Origin of the sequence: Actinomadura sp. NPDC023710, from assembly GCF_040639875.1 — a bacterium.
Lineage (GTDB): Bacteria > Actinomycetota > Actinomycetes > Streptosporangiales > Streptosporangiaceae > Spirillospora > Spirillospora citrea.
The window spans coordinates 57,167-79,344 of sequence record NZ_JBFAGB010000039.1; the positions used below are offsets into that span (position 1 = coordinate 57,167).

The window sequence follows — 22,178 nt, forward strand, 5'->3', positions numbered from 1 at the left end:
TCCGGTAATTACTGCGGCAACACGCAAGCTACGTTCAAGCCGAGGCGCCTGCATCCGGATGGGTGAGAGCCGCGATGACCGCCTGCCAGCGACGGTCGATCTCGTCGCCATTGAGGCCACCTTCAAAGCCCGGGACAGTGAGCACCGGGGAATGACCAGCGAAAATGCAGATGCGATCAATGAGTTGATCCTCCGGCGTCCACGGCCTATAAGCAGCGGTCCAGCGTCCGCGGATCTCAGCGACTGCCGCATGGTCCACGCGACGTAGGGCTTGGACAAGGCCTGCAGTGAACTCCCGCCAGCCGGCCGCACCGCCCGAATCCTCAATAAATGAAGCCAGCTCCGCCTGGGTTTCCGCAACGCGGGGGTCCGACGCAGGCAGACACAGTAGCCGCGCGGCCAACGCCGACCGGTAGGTGAAAGGCATGCCATACCGGTCACCCTCTTCAGCAATGGCGTCACAGTCAGCGATGGATGCTTGACCAATCAACGCCTTTCGCCACAGCACCGTCCGGTCATTCTCCAGGGCGAGCCGGTGCTTCCCCAACGACCGCAGATAACTGGCACGAGCTGCCGGCCCCGCGATCGCCTGTTGGAACTCAGCTCGGTCGAATGCCAGTTCTGCGAGCAGCCGCAGGTCGCGTCCCTCGCCCGTCACCGGATAGGTCTCCATGTGCTCCCTGAGTTCAGGGTATCGACCCAAGGAACGCAAGGTCAGGGCGGTCTGGTAGCGGATCAGTTGCGAATCAGGATCCTCTGCGAGTAACTCCCGGAAGATTTCGAGTGCAGTGGAGTAATCGTTCAGCGACCTCAGGGAGTAGGCAAGCCACCGTTGAGCACTGCGGCGGATGTCAGTGGGAAGCGAGTTGCCGGTGTACTCGGCTAGGTAGGCGACTCTTTGCCGAACTGTGCGCCCGCGCCAGGCATTCAAGAAACTGGCCACCAGGCCGATCCATGTGTCATCGCTTGGTGGTGGTAGCCGCCCCGCAGTCTGCTCGATGCCCGGCAGATCCAGCGTGGTCTCCAAGAGCCAGGGAATGGCCAGGTCATGATCGGCGCAGAGGCGCGCTGCGATCTCAATTATTTCTAGACGTTGTTCGACGCTGTCGAGGCAGTCCTTGTGGCGAGTTCGCAGGACCTCGGCCAGCGCAGCAGCTCGGTCTCTACGGTCTCCTGGTGCCCAGGCTCCTGGTATGGAGGGGGGTTCATTGATGATGGCTTCTCGGACTGCGTCGTGAAGCCGGTACGGGAACATGGGATGTCCGTCGTAGCTGACCAGTGCCTTCTCGCAGAAGCGCAATGCGTCGCCAAGCAGTCCATCGGTAGCTTTAGCGAGCATGTCGGAATCGAACCGTGCAACTAGGCTCGCGGTCCGAGCGATCTTGTGCTCTTGGGCGGGGAGGTCAGCGAACACCCGGGCCACGAGTTGGGGAAGTGGTCCTCCGAACGCATGTGGATCAAGTTCCACGCCGCCAGCCGCTCGGGCAATAGCAAGTGACAGGTCGAGGTAGAGCGGCAGGCCGTGTGCTCCCTGGCGTATCCGGTCCCGTACCTCGGAACTAAGCGACGGGTTGCCGCCCGCTCCGGAGGCGGCCTGCAAAAACCGTTCTACGTCCGCGTCGGATAGGTCACCGACAAGGTGCTGGCATGGCTCCTCCCGCATGCCGAGCCCGAGCCCTGGCCAGATGGCGGGGCCCACCGCTGGCAACTGCGTGGTCAGACTGATGGAGTCCCAGTCCAAGGCACGGCGGGATGTCACCACCCACAGGATCCCCGGAGTCAGATGCACGATGCGATTGAAAAGCCGTTCTTGTCCCCGGTCGCCACCCTGGACGTACTCGGCCGCGTCCGCGAACGCGACCAGAAGCGGTTTTTGCTCGTCGGAGAGGCGTTCGTAGTCCCAGGACAACAACCCGGCCAGCGATGCCGCCACATATGGGGAGGGGTTCAAGCGTGCCTGTTCGACGATGGAGGCCAATGGCCCGCATCCATGCAGCGCCTTGGTGCGGATCCGCCGCGCACGGACGGCGTCGATGACGAGCCGGCCAGTGCGGACGGTCAAGGGCCCTACACCGAAGCTGGCGCCGACTTCATTGAGAACTTCGCTAAGCGTGTCGTTTATCTGTCCTCGCACATCAAAACCGGATGAACTGCGCAGATCGGGCAACGTAGCTCCTGGGTGGGCCAGTGCCCACCAGGCTGCTAGCCCTACATCGAAGGCCGGGTAGCGACCGCCTGCGTCGGCGAGAGCTGCCCGCAGCCGCAGGACGATGTCAACGGTGTGGACGGTCGAACTGCCATGGAAGTCGATCCGCACGGAGCGCACCGGCCGGTGCAGATGGGGCGGTGCCCCCCACTCGTTGCTCTCGGATAGTTCTCCGAGAATCCAGCATTCCAGTCGCCGTGACAGCTCGGTCTTGCCGATGCCTCCAATCCCGTAGAACGTCAACACATGGTGGCGTGCCACGTTGGCGAGGACTGCGGCGCCTTCGGCAATACGCTCGCCGTGGTGCACCACTGACCCGGCGAACGCCGCTTTTTCAGCCATCCGGTTGGTGAACAGGTCGACAGTGGCGTACTGCGGATCAAAAATCCTATCGAAGTCGCCCATGGCTACCTTCTAGAAGGGGCTTTCGATCGTATGGACGTGCCTGCGCACTGGACGGTTCCACCACGACAGGACAGCTGTCGCGCTCCCGTCCGGCACGGCTGTCCAAACAGCACCCGACTCGCAGTCGCAGCGAAGCCTCGCCGGTTGGTCGCAACATGCCTTCAAGCTATCCGTCCGCATTACCAGGCGCTCTGCGCCCCACCCGCCGTCGCCTGGGTCAGCGCCCCATGCCGAACACCGGCTGGGTTAGGGGGTAGCGTTCAGCCCGGACGGCGCCCGCGCCCTCACCGCCAGCGACGACCGCACGGCCCGGATCTGGGACACCGCCACCGGCCGCCTACTCCTTCAACACAGCGGCCACGATCTCGACGTGAACGGGGTGGCGTTCAGCCCGGACGGCGCCCGCGCCCTCACCGCCAGCGACGACGGCATGGTCCGGGTGTGGGACGCCGTGAGTGGACGTGAGTTGGCGCTGTGGCGCAGTGACCGACGGGTGTGGGAGTGCCGGTTCGCCCCCGATGACTCCGACAAGGTCATCGTGGTGGACGGCATGGTTTACCAGCTGCAGCTCATGCCGCCCACCTGACCGGGCTTGGCAGTGGCTCGGGTGTTGGGCCTTGAGCCTTGTCGCAGGGGGGCCGGCGGCTGGAGGTGGCGGGGGCACCAGCAGTAAGCAGTGGCGAGCAGTGCGGCCAGGGCGTGCTGCTGGCGGGCGTCGGAGGTGTGTCGTGTCCGGGTGGCTCTGGGGGCCGGGTGTCTAGGTGTCCGGTTCGGTCAGGTCGCCGGTGGCGGGCCGGGACGTCTGGGAGCGCAGCCGCCTGCTGATCGCGTCGACGGGGGAGCGCTCCAGGGCGCCCTGGTCGTCGTCGTAGCGGCGGGTGGTGCGCGGATCGGCGTGTCCGGCCAGGTCCTGCACGTCGTGCAGCGGTGTTCCGTCGGCGAGCAGGAAGGTCAGCACGGTGTGTCGGATGCCGTGCAGGTTGAGGCGGTCGGCGCCGGGGATGCCGGCGGCGGCCGCGACTCGGCGCAGCAGGCGGAACACAGACGGCCGGTCGATCGGCCGGCCGGTGCGGGTGGTGAACAGCGGCCGTTGCGGGGTGCGGGCGCGCAGCGCCGCGGCGGCCGCCAACAGGTCCAGTCCGCGGACTTCGTCGTCGGCGTCCCGGGTGGCTTGCTCGGTGGTCTCCTCGGTGGTCTGCTCAGGCGGCGCACCTGCGGATGTGCCGCCGGCGGGCGTGCCGGGCAGGGCGGGCTCGTCGGCGATGATGCGGGCGAGCTGGTCGACCAGGTATCCGCGCAGTGCCTCGATCGCCACCGCCGACAGCCGGATCCGCTGGGTGGCGCCGCCTTTGACCGGCACGTCCAGCACGGTGTAGCCCAGGTGCTGGCCGAGCCCGTCCAGCCGGGCGCCGGTGATGGAGGAGATCCGGGCGGCGGTGGCCACCAGCAGGGTCAGCACCGCGACGGTGCGCGGGCTCTCGTGCCGGCGGGCGTGCGCGAGCAGCGGGCCCATCTGGTCCATCGCCGCGCCCCGGGTGCTCGAGCGGGCGTCGGCCTTGGGCCGGTCCATCCCGGTGAACGGGTTGGCGGCGGCCGTGCCGTCGCGGTGCAGGTAGGCGGTCCAGGACGCGGCGGCCGCGAGGCGCCGGGCGCGGGTGGCCGGGGCCAGCCCGGCGGCGTCCATCGCCGCGGCGTACAGGTCGGCCTGCCGGGCGGGCGCCGCCAGCGGATCCACGCCGTGGGCTCGGGTCCAGGTCAGCCACCACGACACGTCGCGGATGTAGCCGTCCCGGGTGCGCGAGGAGCGGCGCCGTTCACCGGCCAGCCAGTCGGCGGTGGCGCCGCGCGCCGCGGCGGCGGCCCCCTCCGGCCGCGCGGTCTCCAGCAGGGTCGCCTCCAGCAGCCGGGCCAGCTCGGTGGGAGTGCGCGCCGGCGCCTTTCCGCGCACCGGTACCGGCGCGTCCGGGCCGGTACCGGATGAGCCGGACGTCGGCGCCGGACCCGGCGGGTCCGGTAGCGGGGAGCGCAGCAGCGCGGTGGGCACGAGCACACCGGAGTCGTCTGTGCCGGGGGGGACGAGGCGGGCGGGATCAGCGGGCATGGGGGGATCCTCGCCATCTGCGGCGGCCCGGGTCCCGCCGCTGATCCGGTTGCCGGGTCGCGGCGCCCAAGACAGCAGCCAGTCCCGCGCCTGTTCCAGGTGGTGGTCCCGCAGCCCGAGCCGAGCATCCACGGTGATCACCAGGTTCGGGCCGGTGAACAGGGTGGCGGGGTCGTCGCGGATGGCCGTGAACGGTGCGTCGTCCAGCCACACCAGGGGCCGCCCGGCGGCGTGGGCGGCGACCGACTCAGCCTTGAACACCGCGCCGGAGAATTTGCGCCGTAGCTGCACCAACGGCAGCGCGGGCAGTCCCAGCAGCGGGCCGATCAGCGTGTTGGCGTGTTCCTGCCAGGTGGTCGCCCAGGCCAGTTCCGCGCCGGTCGCCGCGGCCAGCTCCAGCAGCGCGGCGCCGTGCGCGGGGTTGAGGGCGACAGGGAAGGGGCCGTGACCGCCGGGCGACAGCCGATGCACGGCGAACCCGGGCAGGGTGTGGTCGTCGGGATTCAGGACGCCGTCCACGTCCACGAACAGCCAGGGGCGGGGTGCCGCGGGTGCGCCACCCTCCTCCGCGTCCTTCTCCGCGCCGTCCTGCTCATCCCGCACCTGGCCCCCCTCGCCTTCGGACGGGGGCCGGCCGATCGCTGCCCCGCGGCCCCTCCGCATCGGGAAGTACACGATAACAGGCGTTGGCGTGTAGTCACCTCAAGCTCCAGTTATTCGTTCTCAGAATCGAGAAACTATTTCTCAATCCTAGAAATGAATCAGTCTGTATGTTCGAGAGATCGCCGAGGATGATCAGCGACCGCACGGTCGGGCCGCCGCAGCGTCCGACCGAAGCACGCGAGAGCATGGGAGTGTGGTCTACCGTGCCCGGCGGCACTGAAAAGAATGCGCCCCGCCCGTGCGCCTACCCGCCGTGCGGACGGGAAGTGAACCTCCGCGGCGGCTCCGGCCGCAAACGGGAGTACTGCGGACTGCCCGGCCCGGAACGCAGATGGCCCGAACACGGCGGCAAGACCTGCCGGCAGCTGAACAATGAGCTGCGCTCCGGCGGTCAGCGCGCCGACCTGGCCGCGCACGGCGCCGCCTTCACCGGCACCGCGCCCCCGGTGCTGGAGGCGATCACCACGCTGCAGGGCCAGCTGACGGCACTGAAGAAGGCGCTGGACGACCGCGTCACCGCCGAGCGCGGGCTGACCGAGGCGGTCGAGCAGCGGGTCGCCGACGCCGCCGCCGCGGCGGCCGCCGCAACCCGACAGAAGGAGGACGCCGAGCGGACCGCCGAGGCCGCCGAGGAGTACGCCCGCGACGCCGACAAGCAGCGCGCGCAGGCCGAGCGGGACCGGCGCGAGGCCGAACGCCGCGCCATCGAGGCCGAACGCCGCGCCGCCGACGCCCAAGGGCGCGAACAGCAGGCCGAGCAGCGCGCCGAGGCCGCCGAGGCCCGCCGCGCCGCCGCAGAGCACGCCGCGCGGGACGCCGAGAAGCGCCGCGACACCGCGCTGACCGCGCTGGAGGCGGCCCGGCGCTCAGTAGCGGCCGCCGAGTCACAGGCCAGCGCCGCCGTGGCGCAAGCCACCGCCGCCGAGCAACACGCAGCCGCGAGGCCGCTCGCGCCGACGACCTGGACGAACAACTCAAGCAGGCCACCACCGCGGCACGGCAGGCCGCCCAGACCATCACCGAGCTCACCGGACAACTCCACGACGCGCAAGACGCCCAGCGCACGGCCGAGGCTGCCGCCACCGCGGCAACTCAGCGGGCCGAGGACCTGGCCGGGCGACTCGATCGGGCCGAACAGCGCGCCGACACCGAGGCCGGCTCCCGCGCCGAGCACACCACCCTGCTGCTGCGCCGCGAGGAGGAATGGGGCCGCGAGCGGGCCACGCTGCTGGCCCAGCTGCCCGCACCACCGCACGCACAGCCAAACGACCCGCCAGACGACCCGCCGGAGGGTCCCGGACCGGCGCAGGAGACGAGCAGATGACCGAACACGGTGAATGGAGGCGCCGGACGGGGAAGGTGCGAGGCCGGGCCCGGACAGGAGCGTGTCGCCGGACGCGCCGAGCACTGGCCCCACAGTCACGGGGCGTCGACTAGGTGGCCGGGTCGGAGAGACCCTGCATCTCTTCTCGGATCGAGTCAAGCGCGCCGCAGGTGACCGCGGCCAGCCGCCCCCAGGTGTCCGCCCAGTCATAGGGCGGATAAGGGATGCCGAGGGTCTGGTGCGCGGCGACGGCCTTCTGCCTGGCGTCCCCGTGCTACTGGCCATGGCGGATGTGGTTCACCGTCAGCAGCAGCTCGATCGTGCCCGTGATGCGCTCCTTCGCCTCGGTGGGCAGTCCCGGCGGCAGGTCGTTGTTGAGGGCGGCCAGCGCGCCGAACTTCGGCGCGGCCTGGGCGCCCGGCGGGACGACGCAGGCCAGGACGTCGGCCAGAGCGCTCATCGCCGAGTTGAACTCCGCCTGGCTGGCGCACGGCTGAGCGAGCCTGGCGCAGCTGTCGGCCTGCAGGTTCGCAGACAGCCGCCGCCCGGTCTTCACTCTCCAGGTGGTGTCGAGGTACCCGATCGCCAGCGGCAGGTCCAGCGGCTCGAACCGGGGGAGTGCCGCCGGGATCGGCGCGGGTGTGAGCGTCTGCACCATGTGTTCGACGTAGCCATCGATGGAGCTGATCCCGCGTAGGGCGCGGACGCCCGACAGGCCGGTGACCAGCCGCACCCGCCACCCGCCCTCGCCGGACTGGCCCATGACCGACCACGCGCGCAGCGGTTCCTCCTGCAGCACCTTGCCCACCGCCGCCACCAGCAACTCGTCGGTCTCCGGTGGGCGGAGGCGCTGCAGTGCCATCTGCTCCTGGACTTCGCCGGAAGTGAGGATCGCCTCGACAGCCTCGGCCGGGTCCGGTGTGATGGACCGCTCTTTGCCGCTGATCAGCCGCACGGTGGCCAGGAAGGCGCCAAGGAGCGGCTCGGCGCCCGGGACGAGCCGCGGGCCCGCCACGGTGAGCCGGACGGTGGCGTTGATGTCCTCATACTGCGTGGAGCGGTGGACGAGGCCGTACCGCGACTCGCCATGGTCGCTGACCAGCGGCGGGAACGAGGCGAGCACGGCCGCGGCGTCGATGCCCTCCTCGTCGAGCCGCAGGTCGAGGTACTGCCAAATCGGCCAGTCTCCGCGCGCGACGAAGCCGTCGTAGACGATCTACAGGAAACGGATCTGCTCGCCAGTGAGTCCGCCCGGAAGATATGGTGGAGGAGCCTCGGTGTCCATCCGCTCATGGTGGCAGCGCGCCGATCATCGCAACCACCGCATTTCGCAGGCGACCTGTCCTCGGCGTGCTCGTGGGACAGGCGGCCGCGCCCGGTGTGGACACAGGTCGGCAGCCGCGGGCGTGCGGGCCGGCGCGGGGCGGCGGTCAGCCAGAACAACGGACCTGAGGTGCGCTCGCCCATCAGCCGTGGGAGCAGCCGGGCGGTGCCGGTCTGCCAGTGGCTCCACCGGACGGTGCCGCCCTTGCCGGTGATCCGGCCGCGTTCGTTGTCCAGGTCCAAGTCTTCGATGTTGAGCGCGAAGACCTCGTCGGCGCGTGCCGCCGATTCGTACGGAAGCCTGCGCAGTGTCTTGTCGCGGAGTGCCACGTCGCGGCGGTCCAGGAACGCGATGACGATGTGGCGGTCGATGGCGCGGGTACGGTCGCGCTTTTCGGGGCGCCGCTCGATGAGCGCGACCAGGTCGGCGGTGGCCCAACCGCGGCCGACCGCCCAAGCGGTGGACGAGCGCAGCGCCGAACGGTGCCGGTTCCAGGTCCACCCCGCGGCGTCGCCCCACGCGGCGGTGAACACCCAGCGGCCTGCTCGGCGGTCACCTGGCCGAGCGGGACGGTGTCGCCGAGGCCGCGGCACAGCCGCCGCCGCATCTGCCCGTAGGGGAGCGGACCGTGGCGGCATTCAGATCCCGGCGGGCTTCGTCGAGATCCTCGACACCGCCGCCGTCCTCCGTATCGAACCCACCGGGTGAAGGGCTGGTCGCATGTCCTCCCGCCGCGTCGTGGCGCAGCCTGTTGACCGCCCGACGTCGGCGAGGCCGGGACCGTGGTCGCACACCTACACGGTGGTCTTGATTTGCGTCCGGTTCCGGGCATCGTCCCCAGGCGGCGCCTGATGCGCGATTGGATGCCGGGTATGTCGATTGCGGGTGCGTGGTACAGCTCAGGCACGTTCTGGACCGGGGCCGGCGCGGCGGCCACGTTGGTGGTCGGCCTCGCCACCGTGGCGGTCACCTACCTGACCCGGTTCGCCCGGCAACGGCTGGACTACAGGCTACGCATCGTCGTCCCGTTGCTCACAGCGCCCGCCGGAGTGCGCGATGACCTGGAACTGCGGCACCGTGGCGTCAGGCTGACCCACCCCTACATCGTTGCAGTGGAGCTCGTCGGCCGGGGGCGCCGCGACATTCCGCACGCCGCCTTCGACAACGGTCAGCCGATCCGTTTGGACCTGGGGGTGCCGATCGTGGAACTCCTGCGAATCACCGCAACCGACTCGGCCTCAGCAACGCCCGAGCCTCCAGTGCGGGTCGAGGGAACCGCGTTGCTGATCGGTCCGGCGCTGATCGGCCGCCGTCAGCGCATCGTCCTGACCTGCTTGATGCAGAACCGGCCACAATCGCTGCGTTGCTCGGCACCACTCCCGAACGCACAGGTCCGGCGACGCGACACCGACCCTCTTCCTCTTCCGAGTGATCGGCTTCTCTTGATCGCGCTTCTCCTCGCTGTGTCTGTGGTCTCCGCCATCGCACTGGTGGCGCAACTGCTCAGCGGATAATGAGCATTATCCGCTGGGCCGCCCGTCGGACTCAGCGGATAACGTCGTCCCGGCGGCCTCGTCGGCGGGACCGCGACTCAGCGGATAACAGCGGGGGCGAGCGCGATGGGCGGTAACAGCCGGTGTCGATTTCCGAAGTCGACTGCACGGATGTCCGAAGTCGTGTGCACGCCGTCGTCCTATGTCGCACTCCTTCCTGGAATTGCCTGCGGGCATCGCCGTGTCTGAGGTGCGAGGTTGCCCGCGCACCTGTGGGGGTTGCGCGGACCACGTCGTAACGGTCCTGTTCGTCAGTGGTGGGTGGTGATCCACCAGAACAGCAGGCCGACGAGGCCGGTGCCGACGGCTGTTGCGGCGCCGCGGACGGCAGACCGGGCGGCGATGTCGGCGAGGCGGCGCAGGTAGCAACGGAGGGACATGGCTGGTGGCCTTTCGGTGGGCGGCCCGCTGCTTGGTGTTGGGGCCTGGCGCCTCCGATTAACCTTGTCCGGCGGGTTTTCCGGTTTCCCTTCGACCGGGGGTAAAGGCGCGACACGCTGGTGACCTGGGTTGCCGAAGCGTGCCTCGGTTTTCCGGAGGAGGTTCGGCCCGGATCCGAGGCGAACGAAGAGGACACGGTCGTGGGTGAACCGCTGGATTGGACGCAGGAGTGGGCACGGGCGCTGCGGGAGTTGTGGCAGGCGGCCGGTGAACCGACCGCTGCGGCGATCGCGCGGCAAGCCAGGGCGCAGGTCCCGCCGTTGACGGTGACATCGTCGTCGTGGAGTGAGTGGCGTAACGGCAAGAACGTTCCCTCCGACGCGAAGATCGCGCGCTGGTTGGTGGTCTTCCTGCGAGGTCGGGCCCGGCAGCGGATACCGGAGTTCACCGTCGCTGATGACGGCTGGTGGAAGACGGCTTGGGAGCGTGCGCGGGCTGAGCGTCAGCGCGGCGGCCGTCCGCACCGCGAGCACCCGACTGGCCTGCGGTCGTTGGTGGTGGAGCGGATCCGGGTCGGGCGGATCCCGCGGCCGGCCGATTGTTTCCAGGACCGTCAGGTTGCCGAGCGGGTGCGGGCAGCGGCTGGTGAGGGCGGGACGGTGGTGCTGACGCAGGTGCTGGCGGGGATGGGCGGGGTCGGCAAGACGCAGTTGGCGGCTGCGTACGCCCGTGACGCCTGGGATTCGGGGGTGGGGGTGCTCGTGTGGGTGAACGCGGCGTCCCGCGACGGCATCATCTCCGCCTACGCCCAGGCGGCGAGGGAGCTGGGCTTGGTGTCGGCCGATCACGATGATGCCGGGCAGGCCGCGGAGAAGTTCCTGGTGTGGGCGGAGACCACCACCGACCGCGGTTGGCTGGTGGTGCTGGACGACGTGCGGCGCGCGGCGGATGTTAACGGGTGGTGGCCGCCTGCCGGCACCTCGGCTGCGGGTGGCCAGGTTGTGGTCACGACCCGGCTGCGCGAGGCCGCCCTGGCCCGCGCCGACCATCACTGCGTCGAGGTCGGTATCTACACCGGCCAGGAGGCCGACTCTTACCTGAAGGCCAGGCTCGATGATCGCGCCGACACCGTCGCCCGCCAGGCGCTGGCCCGCGACTTGGGGCACCTGCCGCTGGCCCTGGCCCAGGCGGCCGCCTACATCGTCAACGCCGACATCAGCTGCGCCGACTACCGCGACAGGTTCGCCACCCGGCTCCTGGCCCAAGCCGTTCCCGGCAGGGAGTCTTTGCCCGACGAACAGGAACGTATCGTCACCGCGACCTGGGAGATGTCTCTCGACCCGGCCGACGATCTGCCCGGCCAGGTCCATCTGGCCGGGCTCGCCCGGCCGGTGATGTACCTGGCCAGCGTCCTAGACCCTGCCGGCATCCCCCAGACCGCCTTGACCAGCCCGCCCGCCCTGGAATACCTCACCACATACCTGCCCGAAAGCGCACCGGACACCGACGCCGCGAACGCCACTCCCGACCTTGTCGACGCTGAGATGGTGGACGAGGTGCTGCGAGTGCTGCACCGCTACAGCCTCTTGCTCGACCACGACCGCCACGCCACCCACCGCGAGATCCGCGTTCACCAGCTCGTCCAGCGCGCCACCCGTGAGAACCTCGCGAGCGCAAAATACGGCCCCGAGCTGTTCACCGAGCTCGCTCACACCGCCGCCGATGCCCTCTTCCGCATCTGGCCGCAAACCGAACCCGATTACCTGGGCCAGATCCTGCGCGCCAACGCCACCGCCCTCCAGCAATGCACCGGTGGCGCTTTGTGTTCTCCCAGCACCCGGACCCACCCCGTGCTCGAGACAGCAGCCAACAGCCTGGGCAGGGCCGGCCAGGTCTCCGCCGCCATCGCCGCCCACACTGCCCTGCACGAAACCAGTGGAAGCTTCGGCCCGGATGATCCTTATACCCTGGCCGCCCGCGGCAACCTGGCGATCTGGCGGGGGGAGGCGGGGGACGCCGCTGGCGCGGCCGCCGCTTTCCAGGAACTGCTCGCCGACCTCCTGCGGGTGCTCGGCCCGGATGATCCTTATACCCTGTCCGTCCGCGGCAACCTGGCGATCTGGCGGGGGGAGGCGGGGGACGCCGCTGGCGCGGCCGCCGCTTTCCAGGAACTGCTCGCCGACCTCCTGCGGGTGCTCGGGCCCGACCATCCCGATACCCTGTCCGTCCGCGGCAACCTGGCGATCTGGCGGGGGGAGGCGGGGGCCGCCGCCGCTTTCCAGGAGCTGCTCGCCGACTCCCTGCGGGTGCTCGGGCCCGACCATCCCGATACCCTGTCCGTCCGCGGCAACCTGGCGATCTGGCGGGGGGAGGCGGGGGACGCCGCTGGCGCGGCCGCCGCCCTCCAGGAACTGCTCGCCGACCTCCTGCGGGTGCTCGGGCCCGACCATCCCGATACCCTGTCCGTCCGCGGCAACCTGGCGATCTGGCGGGGGGAGGCGGGGGACGCCGCCGCTTTCCAGGAGCTGCTCGCCGACTCCCTGCGGGTGCTCGGACCGGACCATCCCGATACCCTGTCCGTCCGCGGCAACCTGGCGATCTGGCGGGGGGAGGCGGGGGACGCCGCTGGCGCGGCCGCCGCCCTCCAGGAACTGCTCGCCGACTCCCTGCGGGTGCTCGGGCCCCACCACCCCAACACCCTGCGCACCCGCCACAACCTAGCGACCTGGCGGGGGGAGGCGGGGGACGCCGCTGGCGCGGCCGCCGCCCTCCAGGAACTGCTCGCCGACCTCCTGCGGGTGCTCGGGCCCCACCACCCCAACACCCAGCGCGCCCGCGGCAACCTTGCGTACTGGCGGAAATTGGAGCGGGGGGCCGACGAAAATTAGGAGGCTTCGATGTTCTCAGAAACGCGATTCTGAGAACGATCCAGGAGCCGGCTCCGAGACCCCCGAATCCGGCCCCCAGTGACCCGGATCCTTCTCAGAACTTGTTCTCATGCAAGTCTGCCGGTTCCGGGATTCTGAGAAATGTTTGTGAGAGCATCTAGAGTATGGCCGCCGTCCCAAAACCGCGTGATCACGCCGTATCCACCCCAGCATCCGATTCATCCGTGCATGGGGCGCGTGACGCTGATGAGGTCGAGCGTCATCTGTGCCCGCGGTGCGGTGTTGAGCCGGGTTCGCCCTGCCGGTCACGTTCGGGTGCGGTGGCCGGTACCTACCACACCGGCCGGTTCACCAAGGTTCCCCGTCTTGCGAAGCTGCTACGCGTCGCGACCCCAGCCGACCGCGCGCCCGGCACCCCGTGGCGTCCCGGCACTCCGCCGCCGGCACCGGTCACCGACGACCGGCCCTCGGCCGACATCCGGATCGGATACGCCCGCTGTTCCTCGCTCACCCAGGAACTCCAGTCACAGCTGGACGCCCTGGAGGCGCACGGGATCCCCCGCGAGAAGATCTTCTCCGAGAAGATCTCCACCCGGGTGAAGGTCCGGCCCGAGTTCGAGAAGGCGCTGGCGGCCGCCCGGCAGATCAAGGCCCACGCCCCGCACTGCCGCGTCATCGTGACGGTGTACGAGATGAAGCGCCTGGGCCGCGACGCCTCCGAACTGACCGCCCTGGCCGACCATCTGACCGCGCACGGCCTAGTGCTGGAAATGCTCGCCGGACCGCTGGCCGGGATCTACGACCCGTCCGGGCCGGGCCGGATGCTGTTCGCGTTCTTCGCCGCGATGGCCGAGACCGAACGCGAAGCGATCCGGGAGGCCACCCTGGAGGGCCTGGACGCCGCCGCCCGCAAGGGCAACCACGGCGGCCGTCGTCCCGTCATCACCGACGACATGCTCCACACCGTCCTGCGCCGCAAAGCAGCCGGCGAGAAAGTGGACGATATCCGCAAGGACCTGATCATCCCCACCGGGAAGAACAAGGGACAGAACCCGTCACTGGCCAGCATCTACCGGGCCCTGGCCGAGCACGAGAAGGCCGCCGCCTACCCCGAAGCGGTCCAGCAGGCCCACGCCGACTTCGCGGCACTGGCATAGTCCTTCGCGGCGCCGGCGTAGTCGGTATGCCTCACTGGTCGGCCAGCAGGTCGTGGCGGCCCAGGCGGCGAGCGTCGGGCAGGGCGGCGGCGTCGAAGCCGACGTCGATCAGGAGCTGCCGGTTGCGGTCGAAGGCCTCCAGCGTCCGGCAAGGCTCGGTGAAGGCCGCCAGGACTCCGCGGGCGAGGCGGGCACCTTCCGCTCCCGGGTGGCGAAGTACTGGACGACCTCCTCCCATGCCTCGTCGTAGCCGGTCCGCGGTAGGAGCGGTCGTTCTCCGTTCGAGACCGGCGGGTGCTGCGGCGGAGGTGGCCGTTCCCCGTCGTAGACCGGATGGTGCCGTTGAGGCGTCACCAGGTGGGCGAGGGTGCCCTGGGCGGTGATCGCGCCGCTACCACCCGGGCGCCCACCCGTCGAGCTCCAGATTAACGGCGTCCTCCACGGACGCACGACTTCACCCTGTCCCGCGAATGAAAGGGCGCTCGAGGACGGCAGGCGGCCGTCCTCGAGCGCCTCAGCCGGGACGTTCAGTCATCGTGGACGCACAGGACCGCGGGAAGCCGTCCGCCCAAGAGCTCGCGCACATCGTCGCAGGCGGACTCGGCGGTGAGGTCGGCCAGCTTCCATTCGGCGACCACCTAGTCAGTAGCGACAGGATGGCGAGTTGGCCAGCGCTGTCGGCCGCGGGGCCGGGGAGGGCCTAAGCCGGGCGCGGACGTCCGCGAAACAGTGCGCACACAGTCGGGGGGCCGGAGCGTTCAGCTCCGGGCCCCCGACCGTTTGGGTCATCCGAGTGAGAGGCGGATGGGCCCGCGCGTTTCCCCTGGTCGTCCCGGTTTCGAATCCCATTCCGAGCTAGGGCGTCTGGGGATTGCTTGGGCCAGTGTCACGCATGAACGCGAAGATAAAAAATTCTCTTCTACAGTCCTTGACTGTAGTTTCCATCCTTTTACAAGCGTGGACAGCTGGTTTGCCAGCCGTGACAGGTGTTGCGGGCGCACTGTCCGAGATTCCTGAAGTGCGGCCAGTGTGGTTCACTAGGTGCAGCGAATGCGACAGGGCGGGATTCCTCCGGAGGGTGAGAGCTCCGGAGGGGACTCAGGGGATCCGCGTTGGCCATTCGCAGGCGGTGTCGAATCCCATTCCGAGCTAGGAGCGCTGGACGTGGATATCGTCCTGAACACCAAGCGCATGCGCGCCAAGATCCTCACCGGGATCCCCGCTACCGCCTCGACCGTCACGATCGGGTTGGTCAGCCATGCCGCCCACCTGACCCTGACGCAAACCGCACCCATGGTCGCGGTGACCATCTCCGGGGCGATCGCGACGTACTTCCTTGGCACCCGCGCCGCCACCACGGCCACGACGGCGACCACCGAGGTAACGGGTGCGGCCAACACCTCTGATGCGACCGGCGTGTCTGAGGACATGGCGGACGCCGGTCGCCGCATCGAAAACCTGGAGGCCGAGGTCAAGCGGCTGCGGCGCAAGGTGGCCCGGGCGGACGCGTCCGCCCGGCGCGGCCGATGAGTCGGTGGGGGCCGCTGCGCGGGGAGCGTGAGGCGTCGCGGGAGTTGGCCCAGGCGCTGCGTACCGTTGTCGATCAATACGGTCTATCGCTCCGGATCCTGGAGCAGCGGATGCCGTACGGACGCTCGGCGATCGCCGAGCGTCTGTCCGGTGCCTCTCGCCCAGAGTGGATGTTCATCGAGTCGATGCTGGGTGCATGCACGGGAGGAGACAGGGCCGCTTGGCAGACTCTGATACAGGACATAAGGGCTCTGTGGGTTGTCGCTGACCCCTCCAGGGCGGTCGATCGGGAACCAGAGCAGTTTGCAGAAGCGCCTCGTCGGGTCGAGAGGCTGGCTGACCTGACTGACGATTACAAGCCGGACCCGTCGACCGCCACCTCGCTGGAGGAACTCGAGCAGCAGATGCGCCAGTTCTGGAGGTGGGCAGGGCAGCCTTCCAGCCGCGAGGTCGCGAAGCAGTCGGGTGCCGTGTTCTCCCACGCCACAGTCGCCAAGATTCTTTACGACCGCCCCGGTAAACCGCCCCTCCGTTTGGCGTACGTCCAGGGATTCATCCGCGGCTGCGGCGCCTCTCCCGACGAAGTACGGGCATGGATCGCCGCCTGGCGCAGGATCCACCTCGCACCACTAAGTTGATCGTTCTCGTGCCGCCCCCGATCGGAGCTCAGGCCGAGCATGGGCCGGGGATAGGTACGACGGCCCAGCCCCGGACCACCGCGGCGGCCGCCACCGCGGTCGCGGGGGGCGGCCGCCGCCAGATCGCCGACGGGCCCGTCGCCGGACACGTTCTGGTGGACGGCGGCGAAGGCGTCCAGCGCGTCGCCGAAGGATCTTCCGGGGACGCCGGGAATGTCCTTAAGGACGTCTTGGGGATGCCGGGCGCGTCCCGCACGTCCGCCAGGACGTCCCCGACCGCAGCCGCCACCGCGGACGGGCACCCCGCCTGGCTGATCACCTGTCGTAAAACGATCTTGGGTTCGAGGGGTCAGTGCATCACCGAAAATGATCTTGATCGTTTCGGAGGTGCGAGTGCGGGACTACGGGTTCTCGACGGCTCGGCAGGAGGAGTTGTGGAGTCGTTGGCGTAGTGGTAAGTCGCTGGGCTGTATTGCCAGGGGCATGGGAGCGCAGCTGCAGCATGTGCGGCGGTTCCTGCTGCAGACCGGTGGATTGAAGAGTCCGCCCCGATGCCGGTCGTTGCGGCACCTGACGGCTGAAGAGCGTGAGGAGATCTCCCGGGGCGTCGCCGCGGGCATGTCCGGCAGAGCCATCGCCCGCGTGCTGGGCCGTCCGGCCTCGACGGTGTCCCGGGAGAACGCGCGTAACGGCGGCCGTGAGGCCTACCGCGCCGGCACAGCCGATGCAGCCGCCGGGCAACGAGCCCGTCGCCCCAAGAAGGCGAAGCTGGTAGAGCGCCCGGATCTGTGAGTCGTGGTCGAAGAACTGCTTGCACGCCGCTGGTCACCACAGCAGATCAGCGGCCGGCTGCGGCTGGACTCGCCCGACGACCCCACCATGTGGGTCTCACACGAGACCATCTACCTGGCGTTGTTCGACCCCAGGCGTCGGGCCATCAACCGCCAGTTGTCCCGTCAACTGCGCACCGGCCGCCTGATGCGTCTCCCGCGTAAGGCCCGCCAGCCCAGCGGCCGCGGCCGCATCCGCGACATGCTGCCCATCGGGGAGCGTCCCGCTGAGGCAGACGACCGCAAGACCGGTGGCCACTGGGAAGGCGATCTGGTGATGGGAACCCGGCCCTCAGCCATTGCCACGCTGGTCGAACGCATCAGCCGCCTGGTCTGCCTCGTCGCGCTCCCCGACGGCATCAAGGCCCACCAAGTCCGGCCGCATCTCACCCGCGCCGCCCTGCAGTTCGAACCCCACCTCCGGCGAACGCTGACCTGGGACCACGGCCGCGAGATGGCCGAACACGCCCGCTTCACCGCCGACACCGCCATGCCCGTCTACTTCTGCAAACGTCGCAGCCCCTGGCAGAGAGGGACCAACGAAACACCAACGGCCTCCTGCGCCAGTACCTGTCCACGAACCGCGACCTGCGCACATTCACCCAAGCAGACCTGGACGCCATCGCCGCCGACCTCAACCACCGGCCTCGCAGAATCCACGGCTACCGAACACCCAACGAGGTTTACGCTGACCTTTGCGGCCAGGTCGATGCATTGATCCAATGAGACCGCCAAACGTTTTACGACAGATGTGGGGCCATGCCGTCTGGTAGCCCTGGTGGTCGGCGACCGCTCGTTTCGCTGAAGTCGACCGTGCCGCCCTCAAACCGGGCACTTATGAAGTTGACCGTATAGTGAGCCCTTTTCAGCGTGCTGCGGTCTCGCGGAGTTGCAGGGTGTGGATGGCTTGGGCGAGGCGGCCGGCGCAGTGGGGGCAGCAGCGCAGCTTCCGCAGGATTCGCCATGACTTGAGCTGGGCGTTCGCGCGTTCTCCGGGTCCGCGGAGCTTGGCGTGTGCGCGGTTGGCGTCCTTTTGCGGTCGGGCTTGTCGCGTCCCTTGTAGGGCGTGAGGATGTGCGCGCGGGCATCCTGGTAGGCCTAATGAGCAGGTAGGCCTGGCCCCGCCGGGGTCGACGGCGGAGACCTTGTGAGTAGCCGGCGTCAGGAGCGCTGCGACAAGACCGGTCGGCCCGTTCCGGCCCTGGTGTCGCCCGCCAGCGTCATGGGACCACCCTGACGGTTTTCTGCCACGAGCATGGGACCACCCGGTTGCCAGTGATGGGACCACTCGGTGTGTCGCGCCGGTGGTTTTGATCAAGGCCGGTTACCGATCTCTCCAGGTCAGTCGAGCCTGGGGGGTTCGGGGGATGGCGTTCCGGGAGGTTGCCGTGGGTGAAGTGCGTGAGGTGCTGCGTGTCTGGCTGTCGGGGGCCGGGTGCGCAGGGTCGCTGAGCGGGCGGGTGTGGATCGTAAGACCGCCCGCCGGTATGTCGAGGCGGCGCAGGCGGCCGGGGCTGGCCCGCGACAGTGGTGCCGGTCAGCTGACCGATGAGCTGATCGGGCAGGTCGTGGAGATGGTGCGGCCGACTCGTGCCGGTGGGCACGGCGCGTCGTGGGAGGCTGGAGGAGTGGGACCTCGCGGTTCCCATGGGGCTGGCCGAGCGCGAGTCCCTACACATCGCCATCCCGCTCGTGGTGGTCGAGGAGTTGGACCGCCTCAAGGAGAGCGGCAAGAAGCACACCCGCTGGCGCGCCGGGTACACCACGGCGGTCATCAACCGGGTGCTGCCGGACTCCAACGAGATCGGCGTCCTGCGGGAAGCGGGCTACGCGCTCGGCCGCGGCACGATCACCCTCGAAGTCCTGATGGACGGCCCGGCCACGTCCGCCGGGCGAATGAGGACGCCGAGATCGTCGACCAGGCATTCGCCATCAATGGGCTGGCGGGGCAGGCCGTGACGGTGCTGACCTACGACACGGGCCAGACCAGGCAGGCTCGGGTCCGGGGGCTGGACGTCCTGAACCTGCACACCGAGCCCGCCGAGGCAGAGCCGCCTCGCGAGGCGAAGGGAAGGTAGCTCCGCCGGGCGCTGCCCCGCTCGCGAAGGAGGAACTGCGCGGTCTGCGTGACCGTCCACGCTGCCACGCTCGGGCGCTCCCCGTCCGCCGCCACTGCTCGACCCGACCCGCAATCCACACCACCGCAGGCGGCCGCCGCGCCGATGGAAGCACCACTTCCGCTCCCCGCGTTCCGGCCGCCGACACGGTCGCCGACGGCCGGAACGCGCGGGGTCTGGTCAGAAGGCGTGGTGTATCTGACGCCGCTATCGGCACGCGGGCAGGTGCGCGGCCTGGATGTAGCCCCACCGACCTGACGCCGGGGCGTAGCCGAGGATCCATGCCGCCGAGGAGTGGCGACCGCAGTGCGTGGTGGTGATGCGGAAGGCGTCGCCGCGCACGGCGTTGCCGATCACGAAGGATCTGGGGGCGCTGCGGACCGTCCCGTTGGACCCCAGCCTGACGAGAGCACGTTGCGTCTTGCCTCGGTGGGCCGCGCTGATCGGGACGGTCTTGACCTGGCCGTTGCCGCCGATGGCACGCCGGTCACCGAGTCTGGCGCCGCGGTCGCCGTTGCTGTAGGCGTACGAGTCGGTCAGACAGCCTCGAGCGATGAATCCCCAGCTAGGGTCCTTCTTCTTGGCGTAGTCCAGCACCATGGCGTATCCCTTGTAGGTGTAGCGAACGCCCAGGTGGGTCCGCTTTCCCGCCACGGTGCGGTGCTTGGTCCAGTGCCGGGGGGCCACCCCACGCTTGGGGTGATTGAGATAGATACGGCAGTCGGCCTTCGCCAGCGTGGTTGAGTGGGTGTAGTGCGTGCGGGCGGTCGTGGTAGCCGTGCGCCCGGAGACCTGACTGGCCGTCTGAGCCGCCGTGGCGGGCGGCGCGCCGCCTCCAGCGGTGGCCGCCATCACGGTGGCGCCGCCTCCGAGGACGGCGAGGACGGCCAGGCCGCCCCCGAGGCACACGCCACGGGACGCCCGCAGCGCGGCAAGACTTGAACGCATGATTCTCCTTGTGACCGGTGCTTCCAGAACTCGATGCCGGGGCCGCCGCGACACGGGTGCCGCATGATCGACAATCGGGCGACATCCTCGATAACGTTGACCGCAAGCAAAGATGTCGCACCGCTGACGCTAAGCACTTGACCCTTAAGATCACAATACCGCAGCCTTAGATTGCACTAGGGAGGTGGCCGGAGTGCCGCGCGAGTTGTACGGCCTGGCAGAGATCGCCGAGACCCTCGGACTGACCCGGCAGGCAGTGACGGTCTGGCGCAAACGGCGAAGCTGGGATATGCCCGAGCCCGATGTGGAACTGGCTTCCGGACCGGTCTGGCACAGCGACACGATCGAACCGTGGCTGCAAACTCAGCGCTCGCGCCTGAACAGTGGCGGTGATGACACCTCGGCATGGGTCGCCGACGCCAAACGGGCCGCACGTCGACTCCTGCGGCTCTTGGTCCTCCAACTAGAAGAACCTGCACGTCCTAACCTCATCCGCCAAGCGCTGCAGGACATCGAGGACCTCCATCGCCACTTGGCACACAGCACCGACGACCGCCGAGCCCGGCTGCTAGCACTGCTGGAACCGGCGGCGCGGCTCAGCGCCCCCGAGGACCAGGATGAGTTGACCCGCGTGCTCATCCGAACGCTGCCGGATCTGGCCGATACCCTCGCCGCGGTTCAGACCACGGACGAACGGACCACGCAGTAATCTCCCGCCTGTGTTGGACGGACAGCTACCACAAAACGCCCTGCCCGGCTACAAACTGCTGAACGAACTCGGCAGAGGCGGCATGGGCGTGGTCTACCGAGCGCGCCCCATCGACGATTCAACTCCCGTCGAACCCCTGGCCATCAAAGTGATCCGCCCCGAACTGGCGAACGATCCCGCCTACCGGACCCGTTTCAGACGAGAGATCGACAGGGCCCGGCGCGTCACGCACGACAACATCGTCCCGGTACTTAACGCGGGCGAGCATGAGGGTCACCTCTATCTGGTCATGCCTTGCGTCGATGGCACGACCCTCAAGAACATCCTCGACAAGCTGGACCGTATGACCCCGACCAAAGCGGTCGAGACCATCGTGGGGATCGCCGACGCTCTCGACAACGTGCACAAGGCAGGCCTGGTCCACGGCGACGTCTCACCCTGCAACATCCTTCTGGCCGGCTCCCGTAACTCCCCCCGCCCCATGCTCACCGACTTCGGCCTCGCTCGCCCCCTTAGCACTGGGGGCCTTAGCGCGGCCGAGACCTGGGCCCGGACCGGAGCCGGGATCGGCACTCCCGGTTTCATGGCGCCCGAGGCCGTCTCGGGAGACCGGCTTACTCCGGCCGCCGACATCTACTCCCTGGCTGCGGTTCTGCACTACGTTCTGATCGGCAAAGCGCCTCTCGGGGGTATGACGCCGCTTCGCAAGCAACGCCCGGAAATCCCGCGCCGCGTGGAGCAGACCATCATCCGCGCACTCAGCGCAGACCCGGCTGACCGCTACGCCTCCGCGAGACAGTTCGCCGATGCCCTGCTGAAGCCTCGCCCGCACCGGTCCCGGTGGCTTCGACTCGCCTCGGCGGCAGCCGTCACGACCCTGCTGATCACCCTAGCGGTCGCCTACATCTACGGCCGCCCAGCTCAGGGCAGGGAGGAGGCGACCGCCCAAGCGTCCCCCTCGCCAACCCCGTCGACCACAACCGCGCCGCCCCTCTCACCAACCCTCTCGGCTACTCGCACCCCCAAGCCCAGCCACACCGCGACCGCTGCACCGCCTCTTGCCTCGGCCACCTCAGCCCGGCCCTCCCGCACGCCCTCTCCACGCCCAAGCCAAGGCACGCGGACCCTCGTCAGATGCGACCGCTATAAAGTGACCGCCCGCGACATGCACCTGCGTACCGAGAACAACGAGCTCACCAACGACTCCCTCGTGAGAGGAGAGATTGCCACCGTGACGCGGCGTGGCACTCCAGGCGGGCGCACCCGGCTCTGGTATGTCACCACCGACAGAAGTCAACGAGGCTGGGTCTACGAAGACAATCGTTACTGGATTCCCTACTGCTGACCCGGTGCTTGCTAGGGAAATCTCCATACAAGCCAAGCAAGCGACCTTCTTCAGACTTT

17 protein-coding genes and 3 pseudogenes are annotated in these 22,178 nt (G+C 69.1%); 13 read left to right on the plus strand and 7 right to left on the minus strand.

All coding sequences use genetic code 11. The features are described 5' to 3' along the window. Positions 1-34: 34 nt before the first annotated feature. The gene (locus tag AB0H37_RS34935) at positions 35-2,611 is read right to left on the minus strand and encodes a hypothetical protein (protein WP_360616992.1); all 2,577 of its coding nucleotides are present in this window, start codon (positions 2,609-2,611) and stop codon (positions 35-37) included. Positions 2,612-2,870: 259 nt separating this feature from the next. Here AB0H37_RS34935 and AB0H37_RS34940 point away from each other — a divergent pair. Further along, positions 2,871-2,927: pseudogene (locus tag AB0H37_RS34940) on the plus strand (hypothetical protein); the annotation flags it as partial. Next, a complete protein-coding gene (locus tag AB0H37_RS34945) occupies positions 2,925-3,197 on the plus strand; it encodes a hypothetical protein (protein WP_360617019.1) in 273 nt (90 codons plus the stop codon). The pseudogene AB0H37_RS34940 and the gene AB0H37_RS34945, both read left to right, overlap by 3 nt. Before the next feature lie 171 nt (positions 3,198-3,368). Here the strand turns inward: AB0H37_RS34945 and AB0H37_RS34950 are convergent, their stop codons facing one another. Beyond that, on the minus strand, positions 3,369-5,315 hold the full coding sequence (locus AB0H37_RS34950; RefSeq protein WP_360616993.1) for a tyrosine-type recombinase/integrase: 1,947 nt from the start codon (positions 5,313-5,315) through the stop codon (positions 3,369-3,371). 326 nt (positions 5,316-5,641) lie between these two features. On the opposite strand from AB0H37_RS34950, the gene AB0H37_RS34955 reads away from it, so the two are divergent. Beyond that, entirely contained in the window at positions 5,642-6,712 is a 1,071-nt protein-coding gene (locus AB0H37_RS34955) for a hypothetical protein (protein ID WP_360616994.1), read from the plus strand. 261 nt (positions 6,713-6,973) lie between these two features. On the opposite strand, the gene AB0H37_RS34960 is transcribed toward AB0H37_RS34955, so the two are convergent. After that, positions 6,974-7,822: a hypothetical protein gene (locus AB0H37_RS34960; RefSeq protein WP_360616995.1), complete on the minus strand. Its 849-nt coding sequence runs from the start codon at positions 7,820-7,822 to the stop codon at positions 6,974-6,976. 1,052 nt (positions 7,823-8,874) lie between these two features. Here AB0H37_RS34960 and AB0H37_RS34965 point away from each other — a divergent pair. Beyond that, entirely contained in the window at positions 8,875-9,537 is a 663-nt protein-coding gene (locus AB0H37_RS34965) for a hypothetical protein (protein WP_360616996.1), read from the plus strand. A 290-nt stretch (positions 9,538-9,827) separates the two neighbouring features. Here AB0H37_RS34965 and AB0H37_RS34970 read toward each other — a convergent pair whose 3' ends face one another. Beyond that, positions 9,828-9,956 carry a hypothetical protein gene (locus tag AB0H37_RS34970; protein ID WP_360616997.1) on the minus strand — a complete coding sequence of 43 codons (129 nt, stop codon included), beginning with the start codon at positions 9,954-9,956 and terminating at the stop codon, positions 9,828-9,830. 120 nt (positions 9,957-10,076) lie between these two features. Between AB0H37_RS34970 and AB0H37_RS34975 the strand changes: the two genes are divergently transcribed. Both AB0H37_RS34975 and AB0H37_RS34980 read left to right on the plus strand, forming a co-directional pair. Next, positions 10,077-12,845 (plus strand): tetratricopeptide repeat protein, encoded by a 2,769-nt coding sequence (locus tag AB0H37_RS34975; protein WP_360616998.1) that lies wholly within the window; start codon positions 10,077-10,079, stop codon positions 12,843-12,845. Between the two features lie 320 nt (positions 12,846-13,165). Then, on the plus strand, positions 13,166-14,002 hold the full coding sequence (locus tag AB0H37_RS34980) for a recombinase family protein (RefSeq protein ID WP_360616999.1): 837 nt from the start codon (positions 13,166-13,168) through the stop codon (positions 14,000-14,002). Between the two features lie 31 nt (positions 14,003-14,033). Here the strand turns inward: AB0H37_RS34980 and AB0H37_RS34985 are convergent, their stop codons facing one another. Further along, positions 14,034-14,240, minus strand: a complete 207-nt coding sequence (locus tag AB0H37_RS34985) for a hypothetical protein (RefSeq protein WP_360617000.1) — start codon at positions 14,238-14,240, stop codon at positions 14,034-14,036. A 926-nt stretch (positions 14,241-15,166) separates the two neighbouring features. Here AB0H37_RS34985 and AB0H37_RS34990 point away from each other — a divergent pair. From AB0H37_RS34990 to AB0H37_RS35000, 3 genes and pseudogenes are all read left to right on the plus strand, one after another. Beyond that, a complete protein-coding gene (locus AB0H37_RS34990; protein WP_360617001.1) occupies positions 15,167-15,532 on the plus strand; it encodes a hypothetical protein in 366 nt (121 codons plus the stop codon). Positions 15,533-15,642: 110 nt separating this feature from the next. Beyond that, the gene (locus AB0H37_RS34995) at positions 15,643-16,170 is read left to right on the plus strand and encodes a hypothetical protein (protein ID WP_360617002.1); all 528 of its coding nucleotides are present in this window, start codon (positions 15,643-15,645) and stop codon (positions 16,168-16,170) included. Positions 16,171-16,536: 366 nt separating this feature from the next. Then, a pseudogene (locus tag AB0H37_RS35000) lies at positions 16,537-17,726 on the plus strand (IS30 family transposase). A gap of 139 nt (positions 17,727-17,865) precedes the next feature. On the opposite strand, the pseudogene AB0H37_RS35005 reads toward AB0H37_RS35000, so the two are convergent. Next, a pseudogene (locus AB0H37_RS35005) lies at positions 17,866-18,077 on the minus strand (IS5/IS1182 family transposase); the annotation flags it as partial. Between the two features lie 513 nt (positions 18,078-18,590). Between AB0H37_RS35005 and AB0H37_RS35010 the strand changes: the two are divergent. Both AB0H37_RS35010 and AB0H37_RS35015 read left to right on the plus strand, forming a co-directional pair. After that, positions 18,591-18,959 carry a PIN domain-containing protein gene (locus tag AB0H37_RS35010; RefSeq protein ID WP_360617003.1) on the plus strand — a complete coding sequence of 123 codons (369 nt, stop codon included), beginning with the start codon at positions 18,591-18,593 and terminating at the stop codon, positions 18,957-18,959. Continuing rightward, entirely contained in the window at positions 18,956-19,078 is a 123-nt protein-coding gene (locus tag AB0H37_RS35015; protein ID WP_360617004.1) for a hypothetical protein, read from the plus strand. Before AB0H37_RS35010 ends, AB0H37_RS35015 begins: the two co-directional genes overlap by 4 nt. A gap of 246 nt (positions 19,079-19,324) precedes the next feature. Here the strand turns inward: AB0H37_RS35015 and AB0H37_RS35020 are convergent, their stop codons facing one another. Then, positions 19,325-20,065, minus strand: a complete 741-nt coding sequence (locus AB0H37_RS35020) for a hypothetical protein (protein ID WP_360617005.1) — start codon at positions 20,063-20,065, stop codon at positions 19,325-19,327. Between the two features lie 193 nt (positions 20,066-20,258). On the opposite strand from AB0H37_RS35020, the gene AB0H37_RS35025 reads away from it, so the two are divergent. After that, complete coding sequence (locus AB0H37_RS35025) at positions 20,259-20,774, plus strand: hypothetical protein (RefSeq protein ID WP_360617006.1); 516 nt, start codon at positions 20,259-20,261, stop codon at positions 20,772-20,774. A gap of 10 nt (positions 20,775-20,784) precedes the next feature. Beyond that, positions 20,785-22,119: a serine/threonine-protein kinase gene (locus tag AB0H37_RS35030; RefSeq protein ID WP_360617007.1), complete on the plus strand. Its 1,335-nt coding sequence runs from the start codon at positions 20,785-20,787 to the stop codon at positions 22,117-22,119. Positions 22,120-22,178: the final 59 nt, after the last annotated feature.

Bases quoted from the DNA above. Each gene is read 5' to 3' on its own strand.
- AB0H37_RS34985 (WP_360617000.1), bottom strand. From the start codon at position 14,240: ATGGGAGGAGGTCGTCCAGTACTTCGCCACCCGGGAGCGGAAGGTGCC.
- AB0H37_RS34935 (WP_360616992.1), bottom strand. From the start codon at position 2,611: ATGGGCGACTTCGATAGGATTTTTGATCCGCAGTACGCCACTGTCGAC.
- AB0H37_RS35020 (WP_360617005.1), bottom strand. From the start codon at position 20,065: ATGCGTTCAAGTCTTGCCGCGCTGCGGGCGTCCCGTGGCGTGTGCCTC.
- AB0H37_RS34995 (WP_360617002.1), top strand. From the start codon at position 15,643: ATGCCGTACGGACGCTCGGCGATCGCCGAGCGTCTGTCCGGTGCCTCT.
- AB0H37_RS34970 (WP_360616997.1), bottom strand. From the start codon at position 9,956: ATGTCCCTCCGTTGCTACCTGCGCCGCCTCGCCGACATCGCCGCCCGG.
- AB0H37_RS34965 (WP_360616996.1), top strand. From the start codon at position 8,875: ATGCGCGATTGGATGCCGGGTATGTCGATTGCGGGTGCGTGGTACAGC.